Annotated in this window: 20 protein-coding genes, 2 tRNA genes and 1 rRNA gene; 5 read left to right on the top strand and 18 right to left on the bottom strand. The window is 61.0% G+C overall.

Annotation, left to right across the window (positions count from 1 at the left end; translation table 11 throughout):
* Positions 1–50 precede the first annotated feature (50 nt).
* The 10 genes from KI241_RS22830 to KI241_RS22875 form a co-directional block, all read right to left on the bottom strand.
* Positions 51–126: transfer RNA gene (locus KI241_RS22830), tRNA-Ala, on the bottom strand.
* Positions 127–156: 30 nt separating this feature from the next.
* Positions 157–233 (bottom strand) — tRNA-Ile (locus KI241_RS22835).
* An 82-nt stretch (positions 234–315) separates the two neighbouring features.
* Positions 316–1,852: ribosomal RNA gene (locus tag KI241_RS22840) — 16S ribosomal RNA — on the bottom strand.
* 300 nt (positions 1,853–2,152) lie between these two features.
* The gene (locus KI241_RS22845) at positions 2,153–2,332 is read right to left on the bottom strand and encodes a hypothetical protein (protein ID WP_212803036.1); all 180 of its coding nucleotides are present in this window, start codon (positions 2,330–2,332) and stop codon (positions 2,153–2,155) included.
* A 72-nt stretch (positions 2,333–2,404) separates the two neighbouring features.
* The gene (gene msrQ / locus KI241_RS22850; RefSeq protein ID WP_123579610.1) at positions 2,405–3,025 is read right to left on the bottom strand and encodes a protein-methionine-sulfoxide reductase heme-binding subunit MsrQ; all 621 of its coding nucleotides are present in this window, start codon (positions 3,023–3,025) and stop codon (positions 2,405–2,407) included.
* Positions 3,025–4,035 (bottom strand): protein-methionine-sulfoxide reductase catalytic subunit MsrP, encoded by a 1,011-nt coding sequence (gene msrP, locus KI241_RS22855; RefSeq protein ID WP_123579609.1) that lies wholly within the window; start codon positions 4,033–4,035, stop codon positions 3,025–3,027. Before msrP ends, msrQ begins: the two co-directional genes overlap by 1 nt.
* Before the next feature lie 75 nt (positions 4,036–4,110).
* The gene (gene pssA, locus KI241_RS22860; RefSeq protein WP_047736269.1) at positions 4,111–4,956 is read right to left on the bottom strand and encodes a CDP-diacylglycerol--serine O-phosphatidyltransferase; all 846 of its coding nucleotides are present in this window, start codon (positions 4,954–4,956) and stop codon (positions 4,111–4,113) included.
* 145 nt (positions 4,957–5,101) lie between these two features.
* Entirely contained in the window at positions 5,102–6,118 is a 1,017-nt protein-coding gene (gene ilvC / locus KI241_RS22865; protein ID WP_042728776.1) for a ketol-acid reductoisomerase, read from the bottom strand.
* Between the two features lie 45 nt (positions 6,119–6,163).
* A complete protein-coding gene (gene ilvN, locus KI241_RS22870; protein ID WP_003205610.1) occupies positions 6,164–6,655 on the bottom strand; it encodes an acetolactate synthase small subunit in 492 nt (163 codons plus the stop codon).
* 2 nt (positions 6,656–6,657) lie between these two features.
* Positions 6,658–8,382, bottom strand: coding sequence for an acetolactate synthase 3 large subunit (locus tag KI241_RS22875; RefSeq protein WP_042728800.1), 1,725 nt, complete (start codon positions 8,380–8,382; stop codon positions 6,658–6,660).
* Between the two features lie 406 nt (positions 8,383–8,788).
* On the opposite strand from KI241_RS22875, the gene KI241_RS22880 reads away from it, so the two are divergent.
* Positions 8,789–9,208 (top strand): DUF4124 domain-containing protein, encoded by a 420-nt coding sequence (locus KI241_RS22880; RefSeq protein WP_080922029.1) that lies wholly within the window; start codon positions 8,789–8,791, stop codon positions 9,206–9,208.
* Between the two features lie 6 nt (positions 9,209–9,214).
* Here KI241_RS22880 and KI241_RS22885 read toward each other — a convergent pair whose 3' ends face one another.
* Genes KI241_RS22885 through mrcB form a run of 3 tightly spaced genes read right to left on the bottom strand, consistent with a single transcriptional unit; the run spans position 9,215 to position 12,598 of the window.
* The gene (locus KI241_RS22885; RefSeq protein ID WP_212803037.1) at positions 9,215–9,544 is read right to left on the bottom strand and encodes a YqcC family protein; all 330 of its coding nucleotides are present in this window, start codon (positions 9,542–9,544) and stop codon (positions 9,215–9,217) included.
* A complete protein-coding gene (locus tag KI241_RS22890; protein ID WP_042728779.1) occupies positions 9,544–10,263 on the bottom strand; it encodes a lipoprotein in 720 nt (239 codons plus the stop codon). The genes KI241_RS22885 and KI241_RS22890 overlap by 1 nt, the downstream gene beginning before the upstream one ends.
* A gap of 16 nt (positions 10,264–10,279) precedes the next feature.
* Positions 10,280–12,598: a penicillin-binding protein 1B gene (gene mrcB / locus KI241_RS22895; protein WP_042728780.1), complete on the bottom strand. Its 2,319-nt coding sequence runs from the start codon at positions 12,596–12,598 to the stop codon at positions 10,280–10,282.
* 141 nt (positions 12,599–12,739) lie between these two features.
* Here mrcB and KI241_RS22900 point away from each other — a divergent pair, with 141 nt between their 5' ends.
* The 3 genes from KI241_RS22900 to KI241_RS22910 all read left to right on the top strand — a co-directional run bounded on the left by KI241_RS22900 (position 12,740) and on the right by KI241_RS22910 (position 15,244).
* Positions 12,740–14,296, top strand: a complete 1,557-nt coding sequence (locus KI241_RS22900) for a bifunctional aminoglycoside phosphotransferase/ATP-binding protein (protein ID WP_212803038.1) — start codon at positions 12,740–12,742, stop codon at positions 14,294–14,296.
* Positions 14,297–14,387: 91 nt separating this feature from the next.
* Entirely contained in the window at positions 14,388–14,729 is a 342-nt protein-coding gene (locus tag KI241_RS22905; RefSeq protein WP_042728782.1) for a pentapeptide repeat-containing protein, read from the top strand.
* A gap of 242 nt (positions 14,730–14,971) precedes the next feature.
* The gene (locus KI241_RS22910) at positions 14,972–15,244 is read left to right on the top strand and encodes a TfoX/Sxy family protein (RefSeq protein ID WP_042728783.1); all 273 of its coding nucleotides are present in this window, start codon (positions 14,972–14,974) and stop codon (positions 15,242–15,244) included.
* 210 nt (positions 15,245–15,454) lie between these two features.
* On the opposite strand, the gene KI241_RS22915 is transcribed toward KI241_RS22910, so the two are convergent.
* Genes KI241_RS22915 through KI241_RS22925 form a run of 3 tightly spaced genes read right to left on the bottom strand, consistent with a single transcriptional unit; the run spans position 15,455 to position 18,075 of the window.
* The gene (locus KI241_RS22915) at positions 15,455–16,303 is read right to left on the bottom strand and encodes a ChaN family lipoprotein (protein ID WP_199925085.1); all 849 of its coding nucleotides are present in this window, start codon (positions 16,301–16,303) and stop codon (positions 15,455–15,457) included.
* Between the two features lie 21 nt (positions 16,304–16,324).
* Positions 16,325–17,092: a heme ABC transporter ATP-binding protein gene (locus KI241_RS22920; RefSeq protein WP_212803039.1), complete on the bottom strand. Its 768-nt coding sequence runs from the start codon at positions 17,090–17,092 to the stop codon at positions 16,325–16,327.
* Complete coding sequence (locus KI241_RS22925; RefSeq protein ID WP_162489262.1) at positions 17,092–18,075, bottom strand: iron ABC transporter permease; 984 nt, start codon at positions 18,073–18,075, stop codon at positions 17,092–17,094. Before KI241_RS22925 ends, KI241_RS22920 begins: the two co-directional genes overlap by 1 nt.
* A gap of 275 nt (positions 18,076–18,350) precedes the next feature.
* Between KI241_RS22925 and KI241_RS22930 the strand changes: the two genes are divergently transcribed.
* Complete coding sequence (locus KI241_RS22930; protein ID WP_212803040.1) at positions 18,351–18,668, top strand: Rieske (2Fe-2S) protein; 318 nt, start codon at positions 18,351–18,353, stop codon at positions 18,666–18,668.
* Here the strand turns inward: KI241_RS22930 and sfsA are convergent.
* Both sfsA and KI241_RS22940 read right to left on the bottom strand, forming a co-directional pair.
* Entirely contained in the window at positions 18,624–19,379 is a 756-nt protein-coding gene (gene sfsA, locus KI241_RS22935) for a DNA/RNA nuclease SfsA (protein ID WP_042728788.1), read from the bottom strand. The genes KI241_RS22930 and sfsA overlap by 45 nt on opposite strands.
* On the bottom strand, positions 19,379–20,551 hold the full coding sequence (locus tag KI241_RS22940; RefSeq protein WP_042728789.1) for a pyridoxal phosphate-dependent aminotransferase: 1,173 nt from the start codon (positions 20,549–20,551) through the stop codon (positions 19,379–19,381). The genes sfsA and KI241_RS22940 overlap by 1 nt, the downstream gene beginning before the upstream one ends.
* Positions 20,552–20,909: the final 358 nt, after the last annotated feature.

Consider the following 20,909-nt stretch of genomic DNA (forward strand, 5'->3'; position numbering starts at 1 on the left):
TCGCGTCGATGGAATGCTCATTTCTAAGCTTTCAGTCTCAGAAGCAGTAGTGGTGGAGCCAAGCGGGATCGAACCGCTGACCTCCTGCGTGCAAGGCAGGCGCTCTCCCAGCTGAGCTATGGCCCCGTATTTCTACAGGCGTTTCCCACACAAAATTGGTGGGTCTGGGCAGATTCGAACTGCCGACCTCACCCTTATCAGGGGTGCGCTCTAACCAACTGAGCTACAGACCCAATTTCGGGCTGCTTCTAATCGTCTTCTTCAATGAATCAAGCAATTCGTGTGGGAGCTCATGAAGCCGCTGCTGTCGTCGATTAAGGAGGTGATCCAGCCGCAGGTTCCCCTACGGCTACCTTGTTACGACTTCACCCCAGTCATGAATCACACCGTGGTAACCGTCCCCCCGAAGGTTAGACTAGCTACTTCTGGTGCAACCCACTCCCATGGTGTGACGGGCGGTGTGTACAAGGCCCGGGAACGTATTCACCGCGACATTCTGATTCGCGATTACTAGCGATTCCGACTTCACGCAGTCGAGTTGCAGACTGCGATCCGGACTACGATCGGTTTTATGGGATTAGCTCCGCCTCGCGGCTTGGCAACCCTCTGTACCGACCATTGTAGCACGTGTGTAGCCCAGGCCGTAAGGGCCATGATGACTTGACGTCATCCCCACCTTCCTCCGGTTTGTCACCGGCAGTCTCCTTAGAGTGCCCACCATAACGTGCTGGTAACTAAGGACAAGGGTTGCGCTCGTTACGGGACTTAACCCAACATCTCACGACACGAGCTGACGACAGCCATGCAGCACCTGTCTCAATGCTCCCGAAGGCACCAATCCATCTCTGGAAAGTTCATTGGATGTCAAGGCCTGGTAAGGTTCTTCGCGTTGCTTCGAATTAAACCACATGCTCCACCGCTTGTGCGGGCCCCCGTCAATTCATTTGAGTTTTAACCTTGCGGCCGTACTCCCCAGGCGGTCAACTTAATGCGTTAGCTGCGCCACTAAGAGCTCAAGGCTCCCAACGGCTAGTTGACATCGTTTACGGCGTGGACTACCAGGGTATCTAATCCTGTTTGCTCCCCACGCTTTCGCACCTCAGTGTCAGTATCAGTCCAGGTGGTCGCCTTCGCCACTGGTGTTCCTTCCTATATCTACGCATTTCACCGCTACACAGGAAATTCCACCACCCTCTACCATACTCTAGCTCGACAGTTTTGAATGCAGTTCCCAGGTTGAGCCCGGGGCTTTCACATCCAACTTAACGAACCACCTACGCGCGCTTTACGCCCAGTAATTCCGATTAACGCTTGCACCCTCTGTATTACCGCGGCTGCTGGCACAGAGTTAGCCGGTGCTTATTCTGTCGGTAACGTCAAAATTGCAGAGTATTAATCTACAACCCTTCCTCCCAACTTAAAGTGCTTTACAATCCGAAGACCTTCTTCACACACGCGGCATGGCTGGATCAGGCTTTCGCCCATTGTCCAATATTCCCCACTGCTGCCTCCCGTAGGAGTCTGGACCGTGTCTCAGTTCCAGTGTGACTGATCATCCTCTCAGACCAGTTACGGATCGTCGCCTTGGTGAGCCATTACCTCACCAACTAGCTAATCCGACCTAGGCTCATCTGATAGCGCAAGGCCCGAAGGTCCCCTGCTTTCTCCCGTAGGACGTATGCGGTATTAGCGTTCGTTTCCGAACGTTATCCCCCACTACCAGGCAGATTCCTAGGCATTACTCACCCGTCCGCCGCTCTCAAGAGGCGCAAGCACCTCTCTACCGCTCGACTTGCATGTGTTAGGCCTGCCGCCAGCGTTCAATCTGAGCCATGATCAAACTCTTCAGTTCAAACATCTTTGGGTTTTGAGAAAACCCTAAACTTGGCTCAGCAATCGTTGGTTACATCTTTGATTTCTCGCGGAGTAACTTGTGATGCTGATAATCTGTTGACTAGCAGTCTGACTCCACAAGCACCCACACGAATTGCTTGATTCAGTTGTTAAAGAGCGGTGGTTGATTCTTTCGTCTCAACCGAGGCGCGCATTCTACAGCGCCCGGTGTTGCTGTCAAGCGGTTATTTAAGAAGTTTTTCAAAGTTTCCCGTGGAAAACACTAACAACTTCAACCACTTGCGCTTTCGATCTCTCGTTAGCGGGAGGCGAATTCTACAGCGTTGTTCGCTGCTGTCAACACCTCTTTTTCACCGCTTTCGACCGAGAGGATCGAACCGTTGATAAAGCCAAACGACAGCGCCTTATCCACGGCTTCCGGACTTCGATGAACTGAAGCCCTGCGCGACCTAAAATCGTTTAACTCATTGAAACTCAAGGAGTTTTTCTTTTCGGCTGCGCCGGAAGTGGGGCGAATTATAGACGTCTGGAATCTGCCGTCAACACTTAATTAAGCTTTTGTTGCAGAAGGTACTTTCCTGCCCAGCAAACGCGGGATCCGGCGCGTAATCGGCGGCACCCTGAGCAACAAGAGTACAGCGCCTATAGACGCATAGATCGACCACTCCTTCAGGTCCGCTCGCACGATCCACAGCATGTGCAGCAGTCCAAGCCCCAGGATCAGGTAAACCAGACGATGCAGTTTTTTCCAGCGCCCCCCAAGCCGGCGCTGGCTGTAGCGGTTGGAGGTAACCGCCAGGGCCAGCAGGCCGAGAAACCCGAGCACGCCGACAATAATGTAGGGCCGTTTGCTCAGCTCAACACCCAACTGCGACCAATCGAAGCCCAGGATGAACGCGGCGTACCCGCTCAAGTGCAGCACGACATAAGTGAAACACCACAACCCCAACTGGCGCCTGACCGCCATCCACCCCGCCCAGCCGGTCAGCTTCTGCAGCGGAGTCATGCTCAAGGTGATCAACAAGAGGATCAGCGTGCCCAGCCCAAGCCTGTCCACCAGCACCTTGCCGGGATCAGGTCCCAGCGCATTCATCAACGCCTGGTAAAGCCAGGCCAACGGCCAGACCGCCGCCGCAAGGAAGACACCCACCCGCCACACTGGAAAACGCATCAGTAGTCCTTCCTCAAGTCCATCCCTGCATACAGGGAGGCCACCTCGTCCTGGTAACCATTGAACATCAAGGTATCGCGAACATTGGGACTGAACAGCCCGCTCGGCAACCGACGCTCATGGGCCTGGGTCCAGCGCGGATGGTCGACCGTCGGGTTGACGTTGGCATAGAAGCCGTACTCATCGGCCGCAATGCTCTGCCAGGTGGTCTTCGGCTGCTCACTCACCAGGCTGATGCGCACGATCGACTTCACACTCTTGAAGCCGTACTTCCACGGCACCACCAACCGCAGAGGCGCACCATTCTGATTGGGCAGTTCGCGGCCATACATCCCGACTGCCAGGATGGCCAGAGGATTCATCGCCTCGTCCAGTCGCAGCCCTTCCACATAAGGCCAGTCGATCAGGGCAAAACCGGAACGCTGCCCCGGCATCACCTTAGGGTCCTGCAAGGTTTCGAAACGGATGTATTTAGCCTTGGAAGTAGGCTCGACCTGCTTGAGCAACGCAGAGATGGGAAAGCCAATCCACGGGATGACCATTGACCACGCCTCGACACAGCGCAATCGATAGATCCGCTCCTCCAGCTGGTAGGGCTTCATGAAGTCTTCCAACGCATAGCGCCCCGGCTTGCCGACCTCGCCATCCACTACCACGCTCCAGGGTTCGGTTTTCAAGGAACCGGCATTGGCGGCCGGGTCACCCTTGTCGGTGCCGAACTCGTAGAAGTTGTTGTAGTGGGTCGCGTCCTTGAACGGGGTGATGGTTTCGTTGACGGTCACCGCTCCCCATTGGATAGACGGCAGTTTCTCGGTAAACCACGATGGCGCGTTGCCGGGCTCGACCTCGGCATAACGTGCGGCGTCGGCAGCACTCGCCCAGCGTGGCAGGCTGCTTACGGCCAGCCCGGCCATGGATGCACCGAGTACCTGGCGACGGGAAAGATAGAAGGATTCGGGTGTGACGTCCGATTCACGGCAGTCGGACGACTTGGGGATCTTGATCAGCATGACAACTCCGCAGTATTGGAGGGCAGTTGCACCAATAGACTGCGGAGTATGGGGGAAATTACATTAAGGCAACGTTTAGCGCCGGCGAAGACGCAACAAATACTGAACCGGACCGGAGGCCGCGTAGGCGAGGAAGATCAGCAGCAGGATGCGTGGCGGATCACTGAAGACCACCGCGAACACCAGCACGACCGCCAAAATCGCAACGAATGGCACGCGCCCCTTCAGGTCCAGCTCCTTGAAGCTGTTGTACTTGATGTTGCTGACCATCAGCATCCCGGCCGCCGCCACCAGCAGCGCGACGAGGAACGACATCTTCGAACCCTGTATGCCGTAATCGCTGAACGCCCAGACGACGCCCGCTACCACGCCCGCAGCGGCCGGGCTGGCGAGCCCGATGAAGTAGCGCTTGTCCGCCTTGCCTACCTGGGTATTGAAACGCGCCAGGCGCAACGCCGCACCCGCCACATAGATGAAGGCGACCATCCAGCCGACCTTGCCCATGTCTCCCAACGCCCAACCAAACGCCAGCAAGGCCGGCGCCACGCCGAAGGCGACCATGTCGGACAGGGAGTCATATTCGGCGCCGAATGCGCTTTGGGTGTTGGTCATGCGGGCCACGCGCCCGTCCAGGCCATCGAGCACCATGGCGACAAAGATAGCAATGGCGGCGAAAGCGAAATAGCGGCTCGCCCCCACGCTGTCGCCGGCACTCAATGCCGCCTGGGCACTCATGGAGTTGATGATGGAATAGAAGCCGGCGAAGAGGTTCGCAGTGGTAAACAGATTCGGCAACAGATAGATGCCACGATGCCGGACCTTACGGCCTTCAGCGTCATGGCCTTCTTCGATGTGCTCATCGATGGGCAGCAGGCTTTCGGCGTCAGGAGCCTGGTTTGGCTCGTCGGGGCGTTCGCTCATGGACAGTACCTTGCAACGGTGTGAAAAAATTCGACAGGCGTCTGGGACGACGGTTCGGCCGCAAACGATGCAGCTTTATACCAGAAGCCATCGCCCAAACGAAAAAACGCGGCCGAGGCCGCGTTTTTTCGATCAAGCTCGCGACTTAGTTCTTGGCTTTGTCGACGATCTTGTTGGCGCTGATCCACGGCATCATCGAGCGCAGTTGCTCACCGATGATTTCGATACCGTGCGCAGCGTTGTTACGACGCTTGGCGGTCATCGAAGGATAGCCGGTAGCCCCTTCGCTGATGAACATCTTGGCGTATTCGCCGTCCTGAATACGTTTCAGGGCGTTGCGCATGGCCTGACGGGATTCGGCGTTGATCACTTCCGGACCGGTCACGTACTCGCCGTATTCGGCGTTGTTGGAGATCGAGTAGTTCATGTTGGCGATACCGCCTTCGTACATGAGGTCAACGATCAGCTTCAGTTCGTGCAGGCACTCGAAGTAAGCCATTTCTGGCGCGTAGCCCGCTTCGACCAGGGTTTCGAAACCGGCTTTCACCAGTTCGACGGTACCGCCGCACAGAACGGCTTGTTCGCCGAACAGGTCGGTTTCGGTCTCGTCCTTGAAGGTGGTTTCGATGATGCCGGTACGACCGCCACCCACACCTGCCGCGTAGGACAGAGCGACATTCTTGGCGTTGCCCGAAGCGTCCTGGTAGATCGCGATCAGGTCAGGGATACCGCCGCCCTTCACGAACTCGGAACGCACGGTGTGGCCCGGTGCCTTCGGCGCGATCATGATCACGTCGAGGTCGGCACGCGGCACGACCTGGTTGTAGTGGATCGAGAAGCCGTGGGAGAAGGCCAGGGTTGCGCCTTTCTTGATGTTCGGCTCGATCTCGTCGCGGTACAGCGCGCCCTGGAATTCGTCCGGGGTCAGGATCATTACCAGGTCGGCAGCGGCAACGGCGGAAGCCACGTCAGCCACTTTCAGGCCATGGGCTTCTGCCTTGGCAACGGTGGACGAGCCTTTACGCAGGCCGACGGTCACGTCAACGCCGGAGTCTTTCAGGTTGCAAGCTTGCGCGTGGCCCTGGGAACCGTAGCCGATGATGGCGACTTTCTTGCCCTGGATGATCGACAGGTCGCAGTCTTTATCGTAGAAAACTTTCATGAATTTCCTCTCTATCCGGCCGTTCAGGCCATTCGCTAATTTGGTTTAGATGCTCAGTACTTTGTCGCCACGGGCAATCCCGGTGACACCACTGCGTACGGTTTCCAGAATCGAGGCAGTGCCGATCGACTGGATGAAGCTGTCGAGCTTGTCGCTGGTACCGGTCAATTGAACGGTATAGACGCTGGCGCTGACATCGACGATCTGCCCACGATAAATATCGGTAGTGCGTTTGATCTCGGCGCGCTGGGCGCCGGTGGCCTTGACCTTGACCAGCATCAGTTCGCGCTCGATGTGAGCACTTTCCGACAGGTCCACCAGCTTGACCACCTCGATCAGCTTGTTCAGGTTCTTGGTGATCTGCTCGATGATCTCATCGTGCCCGACAGTGGTCAGCGTCAGACGCGACAGGGTCGGGTCCTCGGTTGGCGCCACGGTCAGGCTTTCGATGTTGTAGTTGCGCTGTGAGAACAGGCCCACAACACGAGACAGCGCACCCGGTTCGTTTTCCAGAAGCAGGGAAATAATATGTCGCATGATTAGGTACGCTCCGTCTTGCTCAGCCACATATCGCGCATGGAGCCGTCTTTGATCTGCATCGGGTAGACGTGCTCGCTGGTGTCGACCGCAATATCGATCACCACCAGGCGATCCTTCATGGCGAACGCTTCCTCCATTTTCGTCTTCAAGTCTTTCGACTCGGTAATGCGTACGCCGACGTGACCATAGGCCTCTGCCAGCTTGACGAAGTCAGGCAGCGATTCCATGTAGGAATGCGAGTGACGGCTGCCGTAGCTCATGTCCTGCCACTGGCGAACCATACCCAGTACACCGTTGTTCAGGATCACGATCTTCACCGGCAAGCCGTATTGCAGGCAGGTGGACAGTTCCTGGATGTTCATCTGGATGCTGCCCTCGCCGGTGACGCAGGCGACGTCGGCATCCGGGAAGCTCAACTGGATGCCCATGGCCGCCGGGAAACCGAAGCCCATGGTGCCCAGGCCGCCGGAGTTGATCCAGCGGTTGGGCTTGTTGAACTTGTAGTACTGCGCAGCGAACATCTGGTGCTGGCCCACGTCGGAGGTCACGAAGGCATCGCCCTTGGTGACTTCGCAGAGGGTTTCGATCACGGTCTGCGGCTTGATCACGCTACCGTCGCCCTTGTCGTAAGGGAACAGTCCGCGATCGCCGCGCCATTCATCGACCTGCTTCCACCAACTGGCCAGCGCTTCCTTGTTCGGGGTCTCGCCGATTTCCTTGAGGATGGCGACCATTTCGGTCAGCACGCTCTCTACGGGACCGACGATAGGCACGTCTGCCTTGATGGTCTTGGAGATGGAAGCCGGGTCGATGTCGATATGGATGATCTTGGCGTTCGGGCAGAACTTCGACGCACCGTTGATGACACGGTCATCGAAGCGCGCACCCACAGCCAGGATCACGTCGGCATGGTGCATCGCCAGGTTGGCGGTGTAGCTGCCGTGCATGCCGAGCATGCCGATGAACTGGCGATCGGTGCCCGGAAACGCGCCCAGGCCCATCAGCGTATTGGTCACCGGCAGGTTGAGCATTTTCGCCAGTTCGGTCAGCGGCGCGGAGCCACCACCGAGGATCACGCCGCCACCCGAATACAAAACGGGACGCTTGGCCGCCAGGAGCATTTCGGCTGCCTTGCGGATCTGCCCGGAGTGACCGCGTACGGCCGGGCTGTAGGAGCGCAGCTTGGCTTTCTTCGGGAAGATGTATTCGAACTTCTCGGCCGGGTTGGTCATGTCTTTCGGCACGTCGACCACGACCGGGCCTGGACGACCGGATTCAGCCAGGTAGAAGGCCTTCTTCATGACCTCAGGGATTTCCGACGCGTGCTTGATCATGAAGCTGTGCTTCACGATCGGCCGGGAGATGCCGATCATGTCGGTTTCCTGGAACGCATCGGTGCCGACCATGGTGCTGGGCACCTGACCGGAGATGATCACCATCGGGATGGAGTCCATGTAGGCGGTGGCGATACCGGTGATGGCGTTCGTGGCGCCTGGACCGGAAGTCACCAACACCACGCCGGCCTTGCCGGTGGCACGGGCATAGCCGTCAGCCATGTGGGTCGCCGCTTGCTCGTGACGAACCAGGATGTGGGTCACTTCCGGCTCTTTGAACAGGGCATCATAGACATGAAGAAGAGCACCACCCGGGTACCCATAGATATATTTGACGCCTTCGTCGCGCAAAAAGCGGACGAGCATCTCACCGCCAGATAAAAGCTCCACGTTGTTCACCTCTAAAACGCCAGAATACCGGCCCACGAAAGGGGACGGGTCTTAATAGGTTTACTTCTCGGCAGAGCATGAGCGACGGTGGTCGCCGACTACGTCAGCACTGACTGAGCAAGTATTGGGATCGTCCCAAGTGTTGCGGGCCTTTCCCACCCAGCGCGAGGTAACGCGTTGCGGGTGTAACAGGTCGGCGCGGATGTGCGCCTCATGATCTGCCGAGTGGGCCTGCTTCTGGCAGTCCCTCTACAGCGGACTTTGGATTCTTCTGTTTCGCCCTCTGCAAGTCAAGACGTCAATGTGCTTTATTCGAAGTAAGCGCATGAGAACGCAAGAAAAAACCTATAAACGGCAACTGTGTTAGCTTCAATTGCGCAACCCATGACAAGGAAACAGCATGCGAATGTTCTTCTTGACGGCCAGCCTGCTGGTTGGCCTGAGCCCAATCTGCGTGGCCGGCCAGGTCTATAAATGGGTGGACGCCCAGGGCGTTACCCATTTCAGTGCCCAGCCGCCCGAAGGCGAGCAAGCCGCAACCATGATCAAATCCACCCCACCTGCGCCCGCCAAGGCTGCGTCGCCGCCGTCAGGTGGGGTCGTTGGCGACCAGAAGGCGATCGATCAACAGGTCAAGAAACAGGTCGCCGAGCAGGAAGCCCAGCTCAAGGCGTTCTGCGAGCAGGCCCGGACCAACCTGGCGCAACTGCAGAACAACCCGAGGGTACGGGAGGACGTGGAAGGTGAAATGCGCCGCCTCAGCGACGAACAGCGGCGCCAGCGGATCGATGAGACCCGCAAGCAGATAGAGGAAAACTGCCAGTGAAGAAGGTCAGCTGGCGCGGCTGATCAACTGGTCGAACTGCGACAGCAGCCGCTGCAACTCGGTGCCCTGCCCCGGGCGCTGGGCATAGACCATCTCCGCCATCGCCAGAATGCCGGAGGCGTTGGGCAGCGGCAGGTCGTTTTCCAGGATGGCTTTCATGCGTGGCAGAAAGATCCATTGCAGCCACTGCTCGAAGTCCAGGGTGTCGACCGCGAATGGCTCGACACTGGCCAGTGCTTCGGCCGAGGGCGACTGCTCGCTCCACCAGCCCTGGACCCGCAGCTCCCGCTCGATCAGCAGAAGCTGATCGGCGATTTGGGGAAAACGCGTATCCATCAGAGCGAGACCTTGGCCTTCTGACGAGCCAGGGCCGCGCCAGCTGGATCGCCTTGTTTCTCACGGGCCTGAGCGATCAACTCCCACAGACTGGCCTGAAGTGCCGGACGACCGCTGGTGAAGGTCAGGCCACGACGGGCAAGCTGCTCGGCTTGCGGCGCGTCGCCTTGGGCCATGCGCACCTGGGCCAGGCGATACAGGACCTGTGGCTCACGCGGCGCAACACGCTGGGCACGCTCAAGGCTCGACGATGCACCGTTGAGGTCACCACCGGCCTGTTGCTGTTGCGCCGTGGTCAACAGCGCCAGCACCGGACCGTCCAGCTGTTCATCGGCGGACAAGCCACCCGAGCTGGCCGACGGGATACTGTTCGGCGTCGAAGGCATGCTGTAGCTGCCCTGGTTGATCGGCGACGTCTCGATAGGCCCCGGCGTGATCGGTCCTGGCGTGATCGGCGTGCTGCTGATCGGAGCCGAGGTCGTGGCACCGCCACCTGGAATCATCACGACGACACCGGAGTCGCCTTGGGGAATCGCCTGGGCCTGGCCCTGGGTCGGACGTTTCACCGTCGTCTGCCGGAAACCGCCATTGGCCGAGACGCGCTCGCTGTTGGACACCGCCGTGCCGGAATCAACGACCGGAATCGAACCGCGCTGTACGGTAGAGCAACCACTGAGCAAAGCCACGGCCGTTACCGCTGGAATCAACCACTTGTTCACTTGAAACCCTCTTTGCTTAATTCATCCAGTCCTTGACCCAATCCATCACCGATTCGGCAGGATTCTGGCTACCACAAGCAGCACCGGGTGGAGGCTCGCTGCCGCGAATATACGGCATCTGTACCGCACCCGGGCAATTGGCGTCGGAGCCTTGGCCCGTACGCGAATCCACCCAGGCCTGGACGATATTGTCCGGTTGCGGCATGTCCAGCGGCAACGGGTCGGCCTTGCGCATGAAACTGGTCCAGACCTGGAGCGCGCCGGTGGCACCGGTAAACGGGGTCTTGCCATTGTCGTCGCGGCCGAGCCAGACCACCGCCAGCAGATCCTGGCTGAAACCGGCGAACCAACTGTCACGCGAATCGTTACTGGTACCGGTCTTGCCGGCCAGGGTCAGGGTCCGGGGCAACACGTTATAGACCGAGCTGCCGGTGCCTTCGCGCATGACCCGCTGCATCGCGCTCTGGATCAGGTAGATGGACGCCGGATCGAACCGTTGCTGGATCTGGAACGGATAGCGCTTGAGCGGTTCGCCATCGGCAGTCAGCACACTGCGAATCCCGCGCATCGGCGTGTTGAAGCCGCCGTTGGCCAGCGTCTGGTACATCGCTGCCACTTCAATCGGCGTAAGGCCGCCCGCCCCCAGCAGCATCGATGGGAAGGCCGGCAATTCGCGGCTCACTCCCAGGCGCGCGACGGTCTTGAGCACGTTCGGCACGCCGACTTCAAGGCCCAGGCGAGCGGTTGACAGGTTGTAGGAATGCGCCAGCCCCTGATAGAGGAAGACCGTGCCGTGGGAACGCCGGTCGTAGTTCTGCGGCTTCCAGACCTGGCCATCGGCGCCCTTGACCGAAAACGCCTCGTCCGACAGCCAACTGGTCAGCGTGTACTGGCTGGGTTTTTCCAGGGCGGTGAGGTACACCGCCGGCTTGATCAGCGAGCCAATCGGGCGGACCGCATCCAGTGCCCGGTTAAAACCGGCGAAACTGGCCTGGCGACTGCCGATCATGGCCTGGACTTCACCGGTTTCCGGGTTGGTCACGACCATGGCGGCTTCGACTTCATCGGCGCCCTTGCGCGCGCCGAGGCGCTTGAAGGTGTCATCCACCGATGCCTCGGCCTTCATCTGCAGGATCGGGTCGAAGCTGGTGAAAATTCGCAGCCCTTCTTCGGTCAAGTCCTCGTCTCGGTAGTCTTCACGCAACTGGCGTTTGACCAGGTCCATGAAGCCGGGGAACGAGCTGTCCGCCAGGCTGCCACGCTTGGTCACGCCCAGCGGCATCTTCTTCGCGGCCTCCACTTGCTCGGCCGTCGCCACGCCTTGCTGCTGCAACAGGTCGAGCACCAGGTTGCGCCGCTCGAGGGCGCGTTCCGGGTAACGCCGCGGGTTGTAGGAAGACGGCCCCTTGACCATGCCCACCAGCAACGCCACCTGGTGCAGCTTGAGCTCGGACAACGGCTGGCTGAAGAAGAACTGGCTGGCGAGACCAAAACCGTGCACGGCGCGCTGACCGTCCTGGCCGATGAAGACCTCGTTGAGGTAGGCCTCGAGAATCTCCTGCTTGTCGTAATGCAGCTCCAACAGCAGCGCCATCATGGCTTCGGTGAGCTTGCGGGTGAGGCTGCGTTCGTTGGTCAGGTAGAAGTTCTTGACCAACTGCTGGGTCAAGGTACTGCCACCCTGACGCATATGGCCCGAGGACGTGTTGACCCAGACGGCGCGGGCAATCGACTTGGGCGAGACGCCGAAGTGATGGTAGAAATCACGGTCTTCGACGGCGATCAGCGTATCGAGCAGGAACGGTGGCACCTGGTCGATCTTGATCAGGATCCGGTCTTCCAGGTTCTTGGGGTACAGGCCGCCGATCAGCAGCGGTTCGAGACGCACCACCGACAGGCTGGCGTTATTGGCGCCGGTCAGCGCCGCGACGTAGTCACCGGAAAAACGCACCCGCACCGGCTGCGGTTGCTCCATGCCTTCATAGAACTGGAAGCCACGGGTGTTGAGGTCGACGGTATTGCCATTGACCGAGGCCGCGCCCGGGCCATTGGCGACGCTTTCGCGACGATAGCCCAGGGCATCGAGTTCAGTCAGGAAGTCGTCGCGGCTCAGCTTCTGTCCGACGAACAGCTCCAGCGGCCTGGCGTAGACCTTGGCCGGGATGGTCCAGCGCTTGCCGGAGAACTTCTCCTGGACCACGGCATCGAGGTAGACCGCGAAACCGGCGAGCACGACGAGGCCGACCAGGCTGAGTTTAAGGGCCCAGCCCAGCCAGGGCCGAAGGCGGCTGGCGGGTGGTTTCTTGGGGGTTCGGGGGGATCGAGTACGAGTCATGGCGGCGGATTATACGCACTTTGCTACGGTTCAACATGAGCCCGATGGCCCCGCTTGGCACCCAGGCCAGCCTGTTTGCGTTCACGACACTTGCCGCCATAATGACGGCCGTGAATTTTCCCAGACTCTGAAGGATCGCCCGTGAGCCAGTCCCTGATCGCTGCCCTGCAAAACCCGGCCCTCTACCCGCATCCCGTCGAAGGGTTTCAGGTCATCGAGACGCATATTTCCTGGGTATTGCTCACCGGGCCCTACGCCTACAAATTCAAGAAACCGGTCAACTTCGGTTTCCTCGACTTCACCAGCCTCGAGGCGCGCAAGCATTTTTGCGGCGAAGAACTGCGGCTGAACCAACGCCTGACCCAAGACCTGTACCTGGAAGTGCTGCCTGTGACCGGCAGCGCCGAAGCCCCTCAACTGGGTGGCGACGGGCCGGTCATCGAGTACGCGCTGAAAATGCGCCAGTTCCCGCAGAGCCAACTGCTCAGCACGCTGCAAGCCAATGGCGAGCTGACCACCGCGCACATCGACGAAATGGCCGCGCAGATCGCCCAGTTCCATCTCTCTACACCCAAAGTCCCGGCCGATAACGCCGCCGGCACCCCGGAGAGCGTGATGGCCCCGGTGAGCCAGAACTTCGAACAGATTCGCCCGTTCCTCAGCGACAAGGCCGATCTGCTGCAACTCGAAGCCCTGCAAGCGTGGGCCGACAGCAGTTTCGAGCGCCTCAAGCCACTGTTCATCCAGCGCAAGGCCGAAGGGTTCATCCGCGAATGCCATGGCGACATCCACCTGGGCAACGCCACGGTGATCGACGCCAAGGTGGTGATTTTCGACTGCATCGAATTCAACGAGCCGTTCCGCTTCACCGACGTCTACGGCGACACCGCGTTCCTGGCGATGGACCTGGAGGACCGTGGCCTCAAGTCGCTGGCGCGACGCTTCATCAGCCAGTACCTGGAACTGACCGGCGACTACCGCGGGCTGGAACTGCTGAACTTCTATAAAGCCTACCGCGCCCTGGTGCGCGCCAAGATCGCACTGTTCAGCATGCCGGCCGAAGCCGATCCAGTGCAGCGCGCCACCACCCTGCGCCAGTACCGCAACTACGCTAACCTGGCCGAAAGCTACAGCACCATTCCTTCACGCTTCCTGGCCATTACCCACGGTGTTTCGGCAGTCGGCAAAAGCCACGTCGCCATGCGCCTGGTCGAAGCCCTGGGCGCCATTCGCCTGCGCTCGGACGTAGAGCGCAAGCGCCTGTTCGGCGAGCAGCAAGTGCCCAACGATCCACAGGCCGGCATCTATAGCAGCGACGCCAGCAGCGCCACTTACGGCCGCCTGCATGAAATCGCCGACGTCATCCTGCGCGCCGGCTTCCCCGTGGTGATCGACGCGACCTACCTCAAGCGTGACCAGCGCGATGCCGCCGCGAAAATCGCCGAAGCCACGGGCGCTCCGTTCCTGATCCTTGACTGCAATGCACCGCAGGCAGTGATCGAAAGCTGGCTGGCGCAGCGCCAGGCCGACCAGAACGACCCTTCCGATGCGAACCTGGCCGTCATCGCTGCCCAGCAAGCCAACCGGGAAGCCCTTACTCCAGCGGAAATCCTTTGCAGCAAACGGGTCCAGACCAACGAAAGCGGGACACTCGACGTCGTGGTCGCGCAGATCCGCCAACGCCTGCCAGGTCTGTAGAAAACTATTTCGGCCGTGAAGCGACGCTCGGCTTCACGGCCGCCAAATAGTGGCACTATACTGGCGTCATAAAACCAACAGGTGATGTGACATGAGCCTTCCCAAGCTTCTCAATACCCCGCTGTACGCCTTGCTGCGCAAAGACGATATCGCCGGCTTCAACAGCGAGCGTCCGCAGGGTCCGGTCGACATGCGTGGCGGCGATTTTCGTGGCCTTGACCTGCGCGAACTGAACGCAGACGACGTGGATTTCACCGACGCTTACTTCCGATCTGCCGATCTGCGCGGGATCGACTTCCGCAAGGCATCGCTGGAGGGCGCGAGCCTGGCCCACGCGCAAATATCCGGTGCCTACTTCCCGCCCGAGTTGTCCGCGGACGAGATCCTGATGTCGATGAACTTCGGCACCCGATTGCGCTACCGCACCCGTTGACGACAGGGCTGCTCCCGATGGGGTGTCAGTGTTGCTGGCGCCTTCGCGAGCAGGCTCGTTCCCTGGTCCCCCCTTCCAGCGCCCCCGCCTGCGCTGAAACAGGCTTGTTGCCGCCTCGATCGTGCGTAATGCCTTAGAAGCTTTCGCAACTAATCCCACCAAAGAATCACGCTTTTCCTACTGACCGCTACACTGCTCAGAAGCTTGCCCACCGCACCGATCGGCCGTCGCAAGGAGGCTCGATGAATGATGAACTGCAACACCTGAAGAATCTGGGCAAGACATCAGCCCAGTGGCTGCACGCCGTGGGCATCCACAGTGCCTCGGATCTGCGCCGGCTCGGTGCGGTGGATGCTTATCGCGCCGTGCGCACCCGCGGTTTCCGGGCTTCCAAGGTATTGCTGTATGCGATCGAGGGCGCGTTGCTGGACGTGCACTGGAATGACGTTCCCGCCGAACGCAAGGAAGCCCTCAATAAACAGCTGGACGCCATGACGACACGGCACAAGTCCTGACGGCCTCTTCGCACCTCGTTGCAGGGTAATTTCAGCGAATCACGAAACAATGTTTGACATGGTAATGAGAATCGCTATGATTACCACATCCGGTCGCGAGACTGGTCGATATTTGAACAGCCCTTGGTTCGGACTCTCAGATATCTCCTCATCAGGCTAATCACGGTTATTTGACCCGGCTTTTGCCGGGTCTTTTTTTGCCCGCAAAAATCACCTTTCGGACTGTTCACGCATCTGCGCACAGTAATCCTGTGACGCAGTGGCCGGGGTGTACCACACGTAATCGGCCATGGCCGGGGTCACGTCGCTGCCCTCCTCGGCCAGCATCAGAACGATCGGCGCTTCATCGGCGCCCAGGTCCAGCATGTGCAACGGTACGCCGAGGTCCTTTCGCCCGTGCCAGGCACCCGCCAACAACAATGCGGGCGTCGGCGCTTGCAGCAGGCGTTCGGCCATGCGCCGGTCACGCTGTTGCTGCACCGCCAGCATCGCCGGCATTTGCGATTCCGGCAGCAGGCCGCAATGGGACTCGCGGATCTGCCCCAATAACACGTCTTTCACGGCAACCGCATTGCTGCGATCGCCCTGCAAGGCCGGCGGCTGCCGATAGAATCGCTGGATTTCGGTGGCATCCAGATTGGCGGCCAGCAACGGGTAGCGCTGTGCCAGGGCAAACTCGACGACGGGCCCATACAGGCTCCAATCCCAACCCGGCGACCAAGCCAGGACGGCGGGCAGGTCGTTGGGCATTGTGGATCGTTGGCGGAGCGCATCCACCCGTGGCTGCTGCGACGGGGTCAGCATTTCCAGCAACAGACTGCCTTGGGCCCGCTCTGCGCCCAAAGCCTGGAGCAACCAGCGCTGCAGCGTGTGATGGTCGCGGTTGTCGTGCTGCTCGCCCACCACCACCCGCGGCGCCACTGCCAGGCGCTCGACCAACCTCTGGGGCGTCACGGCCTGGCCGCTGTGCAAATCCACGATTCGCCCACTGACCGGGGGCGGTGCGACACTCTGGCAGGCCGCCAGGATGCTCAGTGCAAGCAGCAGAATCAGGCGCATGTCCATATCCTCGACAGGCCCTCAACGGGCAATGATCAACGGGTGCCCGCGCTCCGGATGGGGTTGCACGAGAACTTCCAGGCCGAACACGGCCTTGAGCGAATCCGGGCGCAGTACCTCTTGGGGGATGCCCATGGCAACCGACTGCCCCGACGCAAGCAGCAACAGGCGATCACAGTAGCGCGCCGCCAGGTTCAGGTCATGCAGGATCACCAGTACGGCGGCGCCGCGATCGGCAAACCCGCGCACCGCTTGCAGGAGGGTGTGCTGATGCAATGGATCGAGCATGGACGTTGGCTCGTCCAGCAGCAGGACCTGCCCCACCTCACCCGGCCACAACTGCGCCAGTACCCGCGCCAGGTGCACACGCTGGCGCTCGCCGCCGGACAACGCCAGGTAACTGCGCCCGTGCAGGTGCGAGGCGTCGGCCGCTTGCAGCGCCGCAGCGACGACCTGCCCGTCCCGCACGCGCCCCGTTTGATGCGGCAGGCGACCCAGACCGACCACCTCTTCGACCCGGAAGGCAAAATCCAGGGTCGAGGACTGTGGCAAGACCGCCAGGCGTCGCGCGCGCTCGGGGCCCTCCCATTGGGCCAGCGGTCGATCATCCAGCCAGACCTGTCCCTGGGTCGGGCGCAAGTCGCCACACAGGCCGGCCAGCAAGCTACTTTTACCGGCACCGTTGGGCCCGAGCACACCGAGCACTTCGCCGGGGTTTAGCCGCAGGTCGATGTCGGTCAACACGGTGTGCTTGCCACGCTGGACCTGCAGGTTCTGCGCTCGCAACATCAGGCGCGCCCTCGCAGCAATAAATAAAGGAAGAACGGCGCGCCGATAAAGGCAGTGACGATCCCTATCGGCAGCTCTGCCGGAGCCAGGACCAGGCGTGCCACCAGGTCGGCGAACAGCAGCAGGCTCGCCCCCGCCAGCACGGAGGCGGGCAGCAACACCCGATGGTCGGGCCCCGCCAGCAATCGGACCAGGTGCGGCACCACCAATCCAACGAACCCGATCAGGCCGGCCGCCGCCACCGCCGCGCCCACACCCAGGGCCGTGCAGAACACCAGTTCGCGCTTGAGCCGTTCGACGTCAACACCCAGGTGAGCGGCCTCGGACTCTCCCAGCAACAATGCATTGAGCGCCTGCGCCCGACGCGGCAACCAAAGCGCCACGCCCGTGCTGACCAGGAGCAATGGCCACAGCCTGGCGTAGCTGGCGCCGTTGAGACTGCCCAGGTTCCAGAACGCCAGGGTGCGCAGGGTCGCATCGTCCGCCAGGTAGGTGAACAGGCCCACGGCCGATCCCGACAGCGCGGTCAGGGCAATGCCTGCCAACAGCATGGTCGCCACATGCGCCTGGCCGTTGCGCCGCCCCAGGCGATACACCAGCGCCGTGACCCCGAGCCCACCCAGGAACGCACACAGTGACAGTACATAGGGGCTGAACGCTTGCGGGACTCCGCCCAGCGCCGAACCGCCGACAATGGCGAACGCGGCGCCCAGTGCAGCGCCACTGGAGACCCCCACCAGCCCCGGATCGGCCAGTGGATTGCGGAACAACCCCTGCATCGCCACGCCAGACAATGCCAACACCCCGCCCACCGTCAGGCCCAGCAAGGTGCGTGGCAAACGAATCTGGCCGAGGATCAGCTCAGCCTGCTCCAGGCCATCGGCCGACACCGGCAGCCCCGATAACCGCAACGCCGCCCGCACCGTGTCGAGCAGTGGCAGGCTCACCGACCCCAAGGCCAGGGACAGCCAGGTCGCCAGCAGGCACAACAGGCCCAAGCCGACGAACAGGCTTCGCGGCTTGAGCACTGCGGCGCCCGGGCTGGCGAAGAGCGCAGCCACGCGGTTACTCAGACGCATCAGGCGGCTTCCTCAAAGAAGTTGTAAAGGGGACCGAGCATGAACTGGTCAGGGCAAGTATCCTCAGCCATCCGCGAGAAGGCGCCATTTGATGATTGCTTTCATTTGACCGTCAAGCTTGAACCCTTCGCAGGCTCGCGCCCGCCTCGGGGCTCTCCCACCGATGTGTAGAGACACCCATGAAGTTTCTATGTTACAGCGCCGAACTGCCCGACAACGGCAGCCGCGGCTTCGACCTCGATGGACGCAAGGTGATGGCCGTGCGCCGCGCAGGCCAGGCCTACGTTTACGTCAATCGCTGCCCGCACCGCGGCGTGCCGCTGGAATGGCAACCGGACCAGTTCCTCGACCCCAGCGCCAGCCTGATCCACTGCGCCACCCACGGCGCCTTGTTCCTGATCGAGAACGGCGAATGCGTGGCCGGTCCGTGTGCCGGCCAATTCCTGACGGCGCTAGACAGCCGGGAGGACGAGCAAGGTCTCTGGGTCGAGCTCTAACGGGGCCGACAGCACCGGCAACGGTCGGTCCACCCACATCTGCTCAGGCGTCAGCGTGACGCCGTAGGCCAGCACCTGCACCCCCGCCGCAATCGCTTCACGCAGCGCGGCGGCGTACGCCGGATCGATTTCGTGCGCCGGACGCACCGCTTCGATCCCGCTCAGGTTCACGCAATACAATTGCACCGCCCGTATACCTTGCCGGGCCAGGCTGGCCAGCTCGCGCAGATGCTTGGCCCCACGCTGGGTCACCGCATCGGGAAACGCCGCCACCGGGGTGTCGTCGAACCCCAACGTCACACTTTTGACTTCGACCCAGGCCGAGCCCTGTTCGTAGTCCAGCCGAAAATCGATACGGCTGTTTTCCTGACCATAGGCCACTTCGCGCTTGAGCCCGATGAACCCGTTCAGTTCACTGATGACCCCGGCGCGCAGGGCTTCCTCGACCAGGGTGTTGGCCCGCGCCGTATTAATGCAGGCGAGCCGTCCCTGAGGGGTCTCGCCTAGTTCCCAGGTGCCCGGCAACTTGCGCTTGGGGTCGTTGGAGCGGCTGAACCAAACGCGTGCACCAGGCGCCATGCAATTGAGCATCGAGCCGGTGTTCGGACAATGAATAGTGAGCAGTTCGCCCTGAACGGTCTCGATATCAGCGAGAAAACGCTTGTAACGTCGAATCAGGCGACCTTCTTCTAACGCAGGAGAGAAACGCATCAGCCTTGCCAGCTCCGCAGTCCACGTTCGATTCGCGCCACCGCTTCCTGGAGTCGTCCCAGGCTCTGGGTGTAGGCGAAGCGCACGTGATGGCCGGCTTGATAGCGGCCAAAATCCAGACCCGGGGTGAAGGCCACGTGTTCGGTTTCCAGGAAGTGTTGGCAGAACGCGAACGCGTCGCCGCCGAAGGCGCTGATATCGGCGTAGAGGTAGAACGCCCCTTCCGGCTCCACGGCAATGCCGAAGCCCAACGCCCGCAAGGCCGGCAGGAGGAAATCGCGGCGTAACGCAAACTCGGCCCGACGTTGCTCGAAGATCTCGATGGTGGCCGGTTCAAAGCAAGCCAGGGCCGCGTGCTGGGCCATGCTCGGGGCGCTGATGTAAAGGTTCTGCGCGAGCTTTTCCAGCTCGCTGACGGCCGCCGAGGGCGCCACCAGCCAGCCGAGCCGCCAACCGGTCATGCCGAAATACTTGGAAAAACTATTCAGGACAAAGGCGTCGTCATCCACTTCCAGCACGCTGGCGGCATCGGTGCCGTAGGTCAGGCCGTGATAGATCTCGTCCACCACCAGGTGGCCGTTGTGCGCCTTGATGGCCTTGGACAAGCCCGCCAGTTCATCCCGGGAAAGGATCGTCCCGGTCGGGTTGGCCGGCGATGCCACCAACGCGCCGACGCTGTCCTGGTCCCAGTAGCGATCCACCAGGTCCGGGGTCAATTGATAACGCACCTCCGGGCCCACCGGCACCAGCTGCGCCGCGCCCTCCACCAGCCGCAGGAAGTGACGGTTGCACGGATAGCCGGGGTCGGCCAGCAGCCAATGCTTGCCCGGGTCCACCAGCAGGGCACTGGCGAGCAACAACGCGCCCGAGCCGCCCGGCGTCACCAGGATGCGCCGCGGGTCGATCTGCACGCCATAGCGCTGGCCATAGAAACCGGCGATGGCCTCGCGCAACTCGGGGATCCCACGGGCCGCGGTGTAGCGGGTCTTGCCCGCGGCCAACGCCGCCTGGCCGGCCTGGATGATCGGCTCGGCGGTGGTGAAGTCCGGCTCGCCGATCTCCAGGTGAATGACGTCGTGCCCCGCCGCCTGCAGCTCGTTGGCGCGGGCCAGCAGCGCCATCACATGGAAAGGTTCGATGGCGCGGCTGCGCGCACTGTAGGGCTGAGGCATTAGCCTTCCTTCAAGGTAAAAAAGAACCGATTCTACCCAACTCTCCCCTCAAGTCAGAAGCAACTGCGGAACGCACGCGAACCCGCAGCGGTCTGAGGCCGTGGATTGCAGGAAATGACTCCGGCGATTGGCCCAGGCTTGACTAGGCTGTACATAGCCTAGAATCAAGCATTGAGCAGGATTACATCCACACCGAACCGAACCCGACCCTGGGCTACGAAGCCCGCCCGCCGCAGGCTCGACAACCGGGAGTAGCGCGGCCCGATTCGATCTGGTAAGTTCGCCCGCTTGCAGCCGCAGGGCCGGCAGGTGTCGGTGATGGAGCAATCCTGCGTAGTGGATTACAAGAGTAGAGGCG

Source organism: Pseudomonas sp. Cab53 (assembly GCF_018325965.1).
GTDB lineage: Bacteria > Pseudomonadota > Gammaproteobacteria > Pseudomonadales > Pseudomonadaceae > Aquipseudomonas > Aquipseudomonas chlororaphis_E.

Coding starts and splice junctions, on each gene's coding strand:
- msrQ (WP_123579610.1), bottom strand. CDS start 3,025: ATGCGTTTTCCAGTGTGGCGGGTGGGTGTCTTCCTTGCGGCGGCGGTC.
- msrP (WP_123579609.1), bottom strand. CDS start 4,035: ATGCTGATCAAGATCCCCAAGTCGTCCGACTGCCGTGAATCGGACGTC.
- pssA (WP_047736269.1), bottom strand. CDS start 4,956: ATGAGCGAACGCCCCGACGAGCCAAACCAGGCTCCTGACGCCGAAAGC.
- ilvC (WP_042728776.1), bottom strand. CDS start 6,118: ATGAAAGTTTTCTACGATAAAGACTGCGACCTGTCGATCATCCAGGGC.
- ilvN (WP_003205610.1), bottom strand. CDS start 6,655: ATGCGACATATTATTTCCCTGCTTCTGGAAAACGAACCGGGTGCGCTG.
- KI241_RS22880 (WP_080922029.1), top strand. CDS start 8,789: ATGTTCTTCTTGACGGCCAGCCTGCTGGTTGGCCTGAGCCCAATCTGC.
- KI241_RS22885 (WP_212803037.1), bottom strand. CDS start 9,544: ATGGATACGCGTTTTCCCCAAATCGCCGATCAGCTTCTGCTGATCGAG.
- mrcB (WP_042728780.1), bottom strand. CDS start 12,598: ATGACTCGTACTCGATCCCCCCGAACCCCCAAGAAACCACCCGCCAGC.
- KI241_RS22905 (WP_042728782.1), top strand. CDS start 14,388: ATGAGCCTTCCCAAGCTTCTCAATACCCCGCTGTACGCCTTGCTGCGC.
- KI241_RS22910 (WP_042728783.1), top strand. CDS start 14,972: ATGAATGATGAACTGCAACACCTGAAGAATCTGGGCAAGACATCAGCC.
- KI241_RS22915 (WP_199925085.1), bottom strand. CDS start 16,303: ATGCGCCTGATTCTGCTGCTTGCACTGAGCATCCTGGCGGCCTGCCAG.
- KI241_RS22920 (WP_212803039.1), bottom strand. CDS start 17,092: ATGTTGCGAGCGCAGAACCTGCAGGTCCAGCGTGGCAAGCACACCGTG.
- KI241_RS22930 (WP_212803040.1), top strand. CDS start 18,351: ATGAAGTTTCTATGTTACAGCGCCGAACTGCCCGACAACGGCAGCCGC.
- sfsA (WP_042728788.1), bottom strand. CDS start 19,379: ATGCGTTTCTCTCCTGCGTTAGAAGAAGGTCGCCTGATTCGACGTTAC.
- KI241_RS22940 (WP_042728789.1), bottom strand. CDS start 20,551: ATGCCTCAGCCCTACAGTGCGCGCAGCCGCGCCATCGAACCTTTCCAT.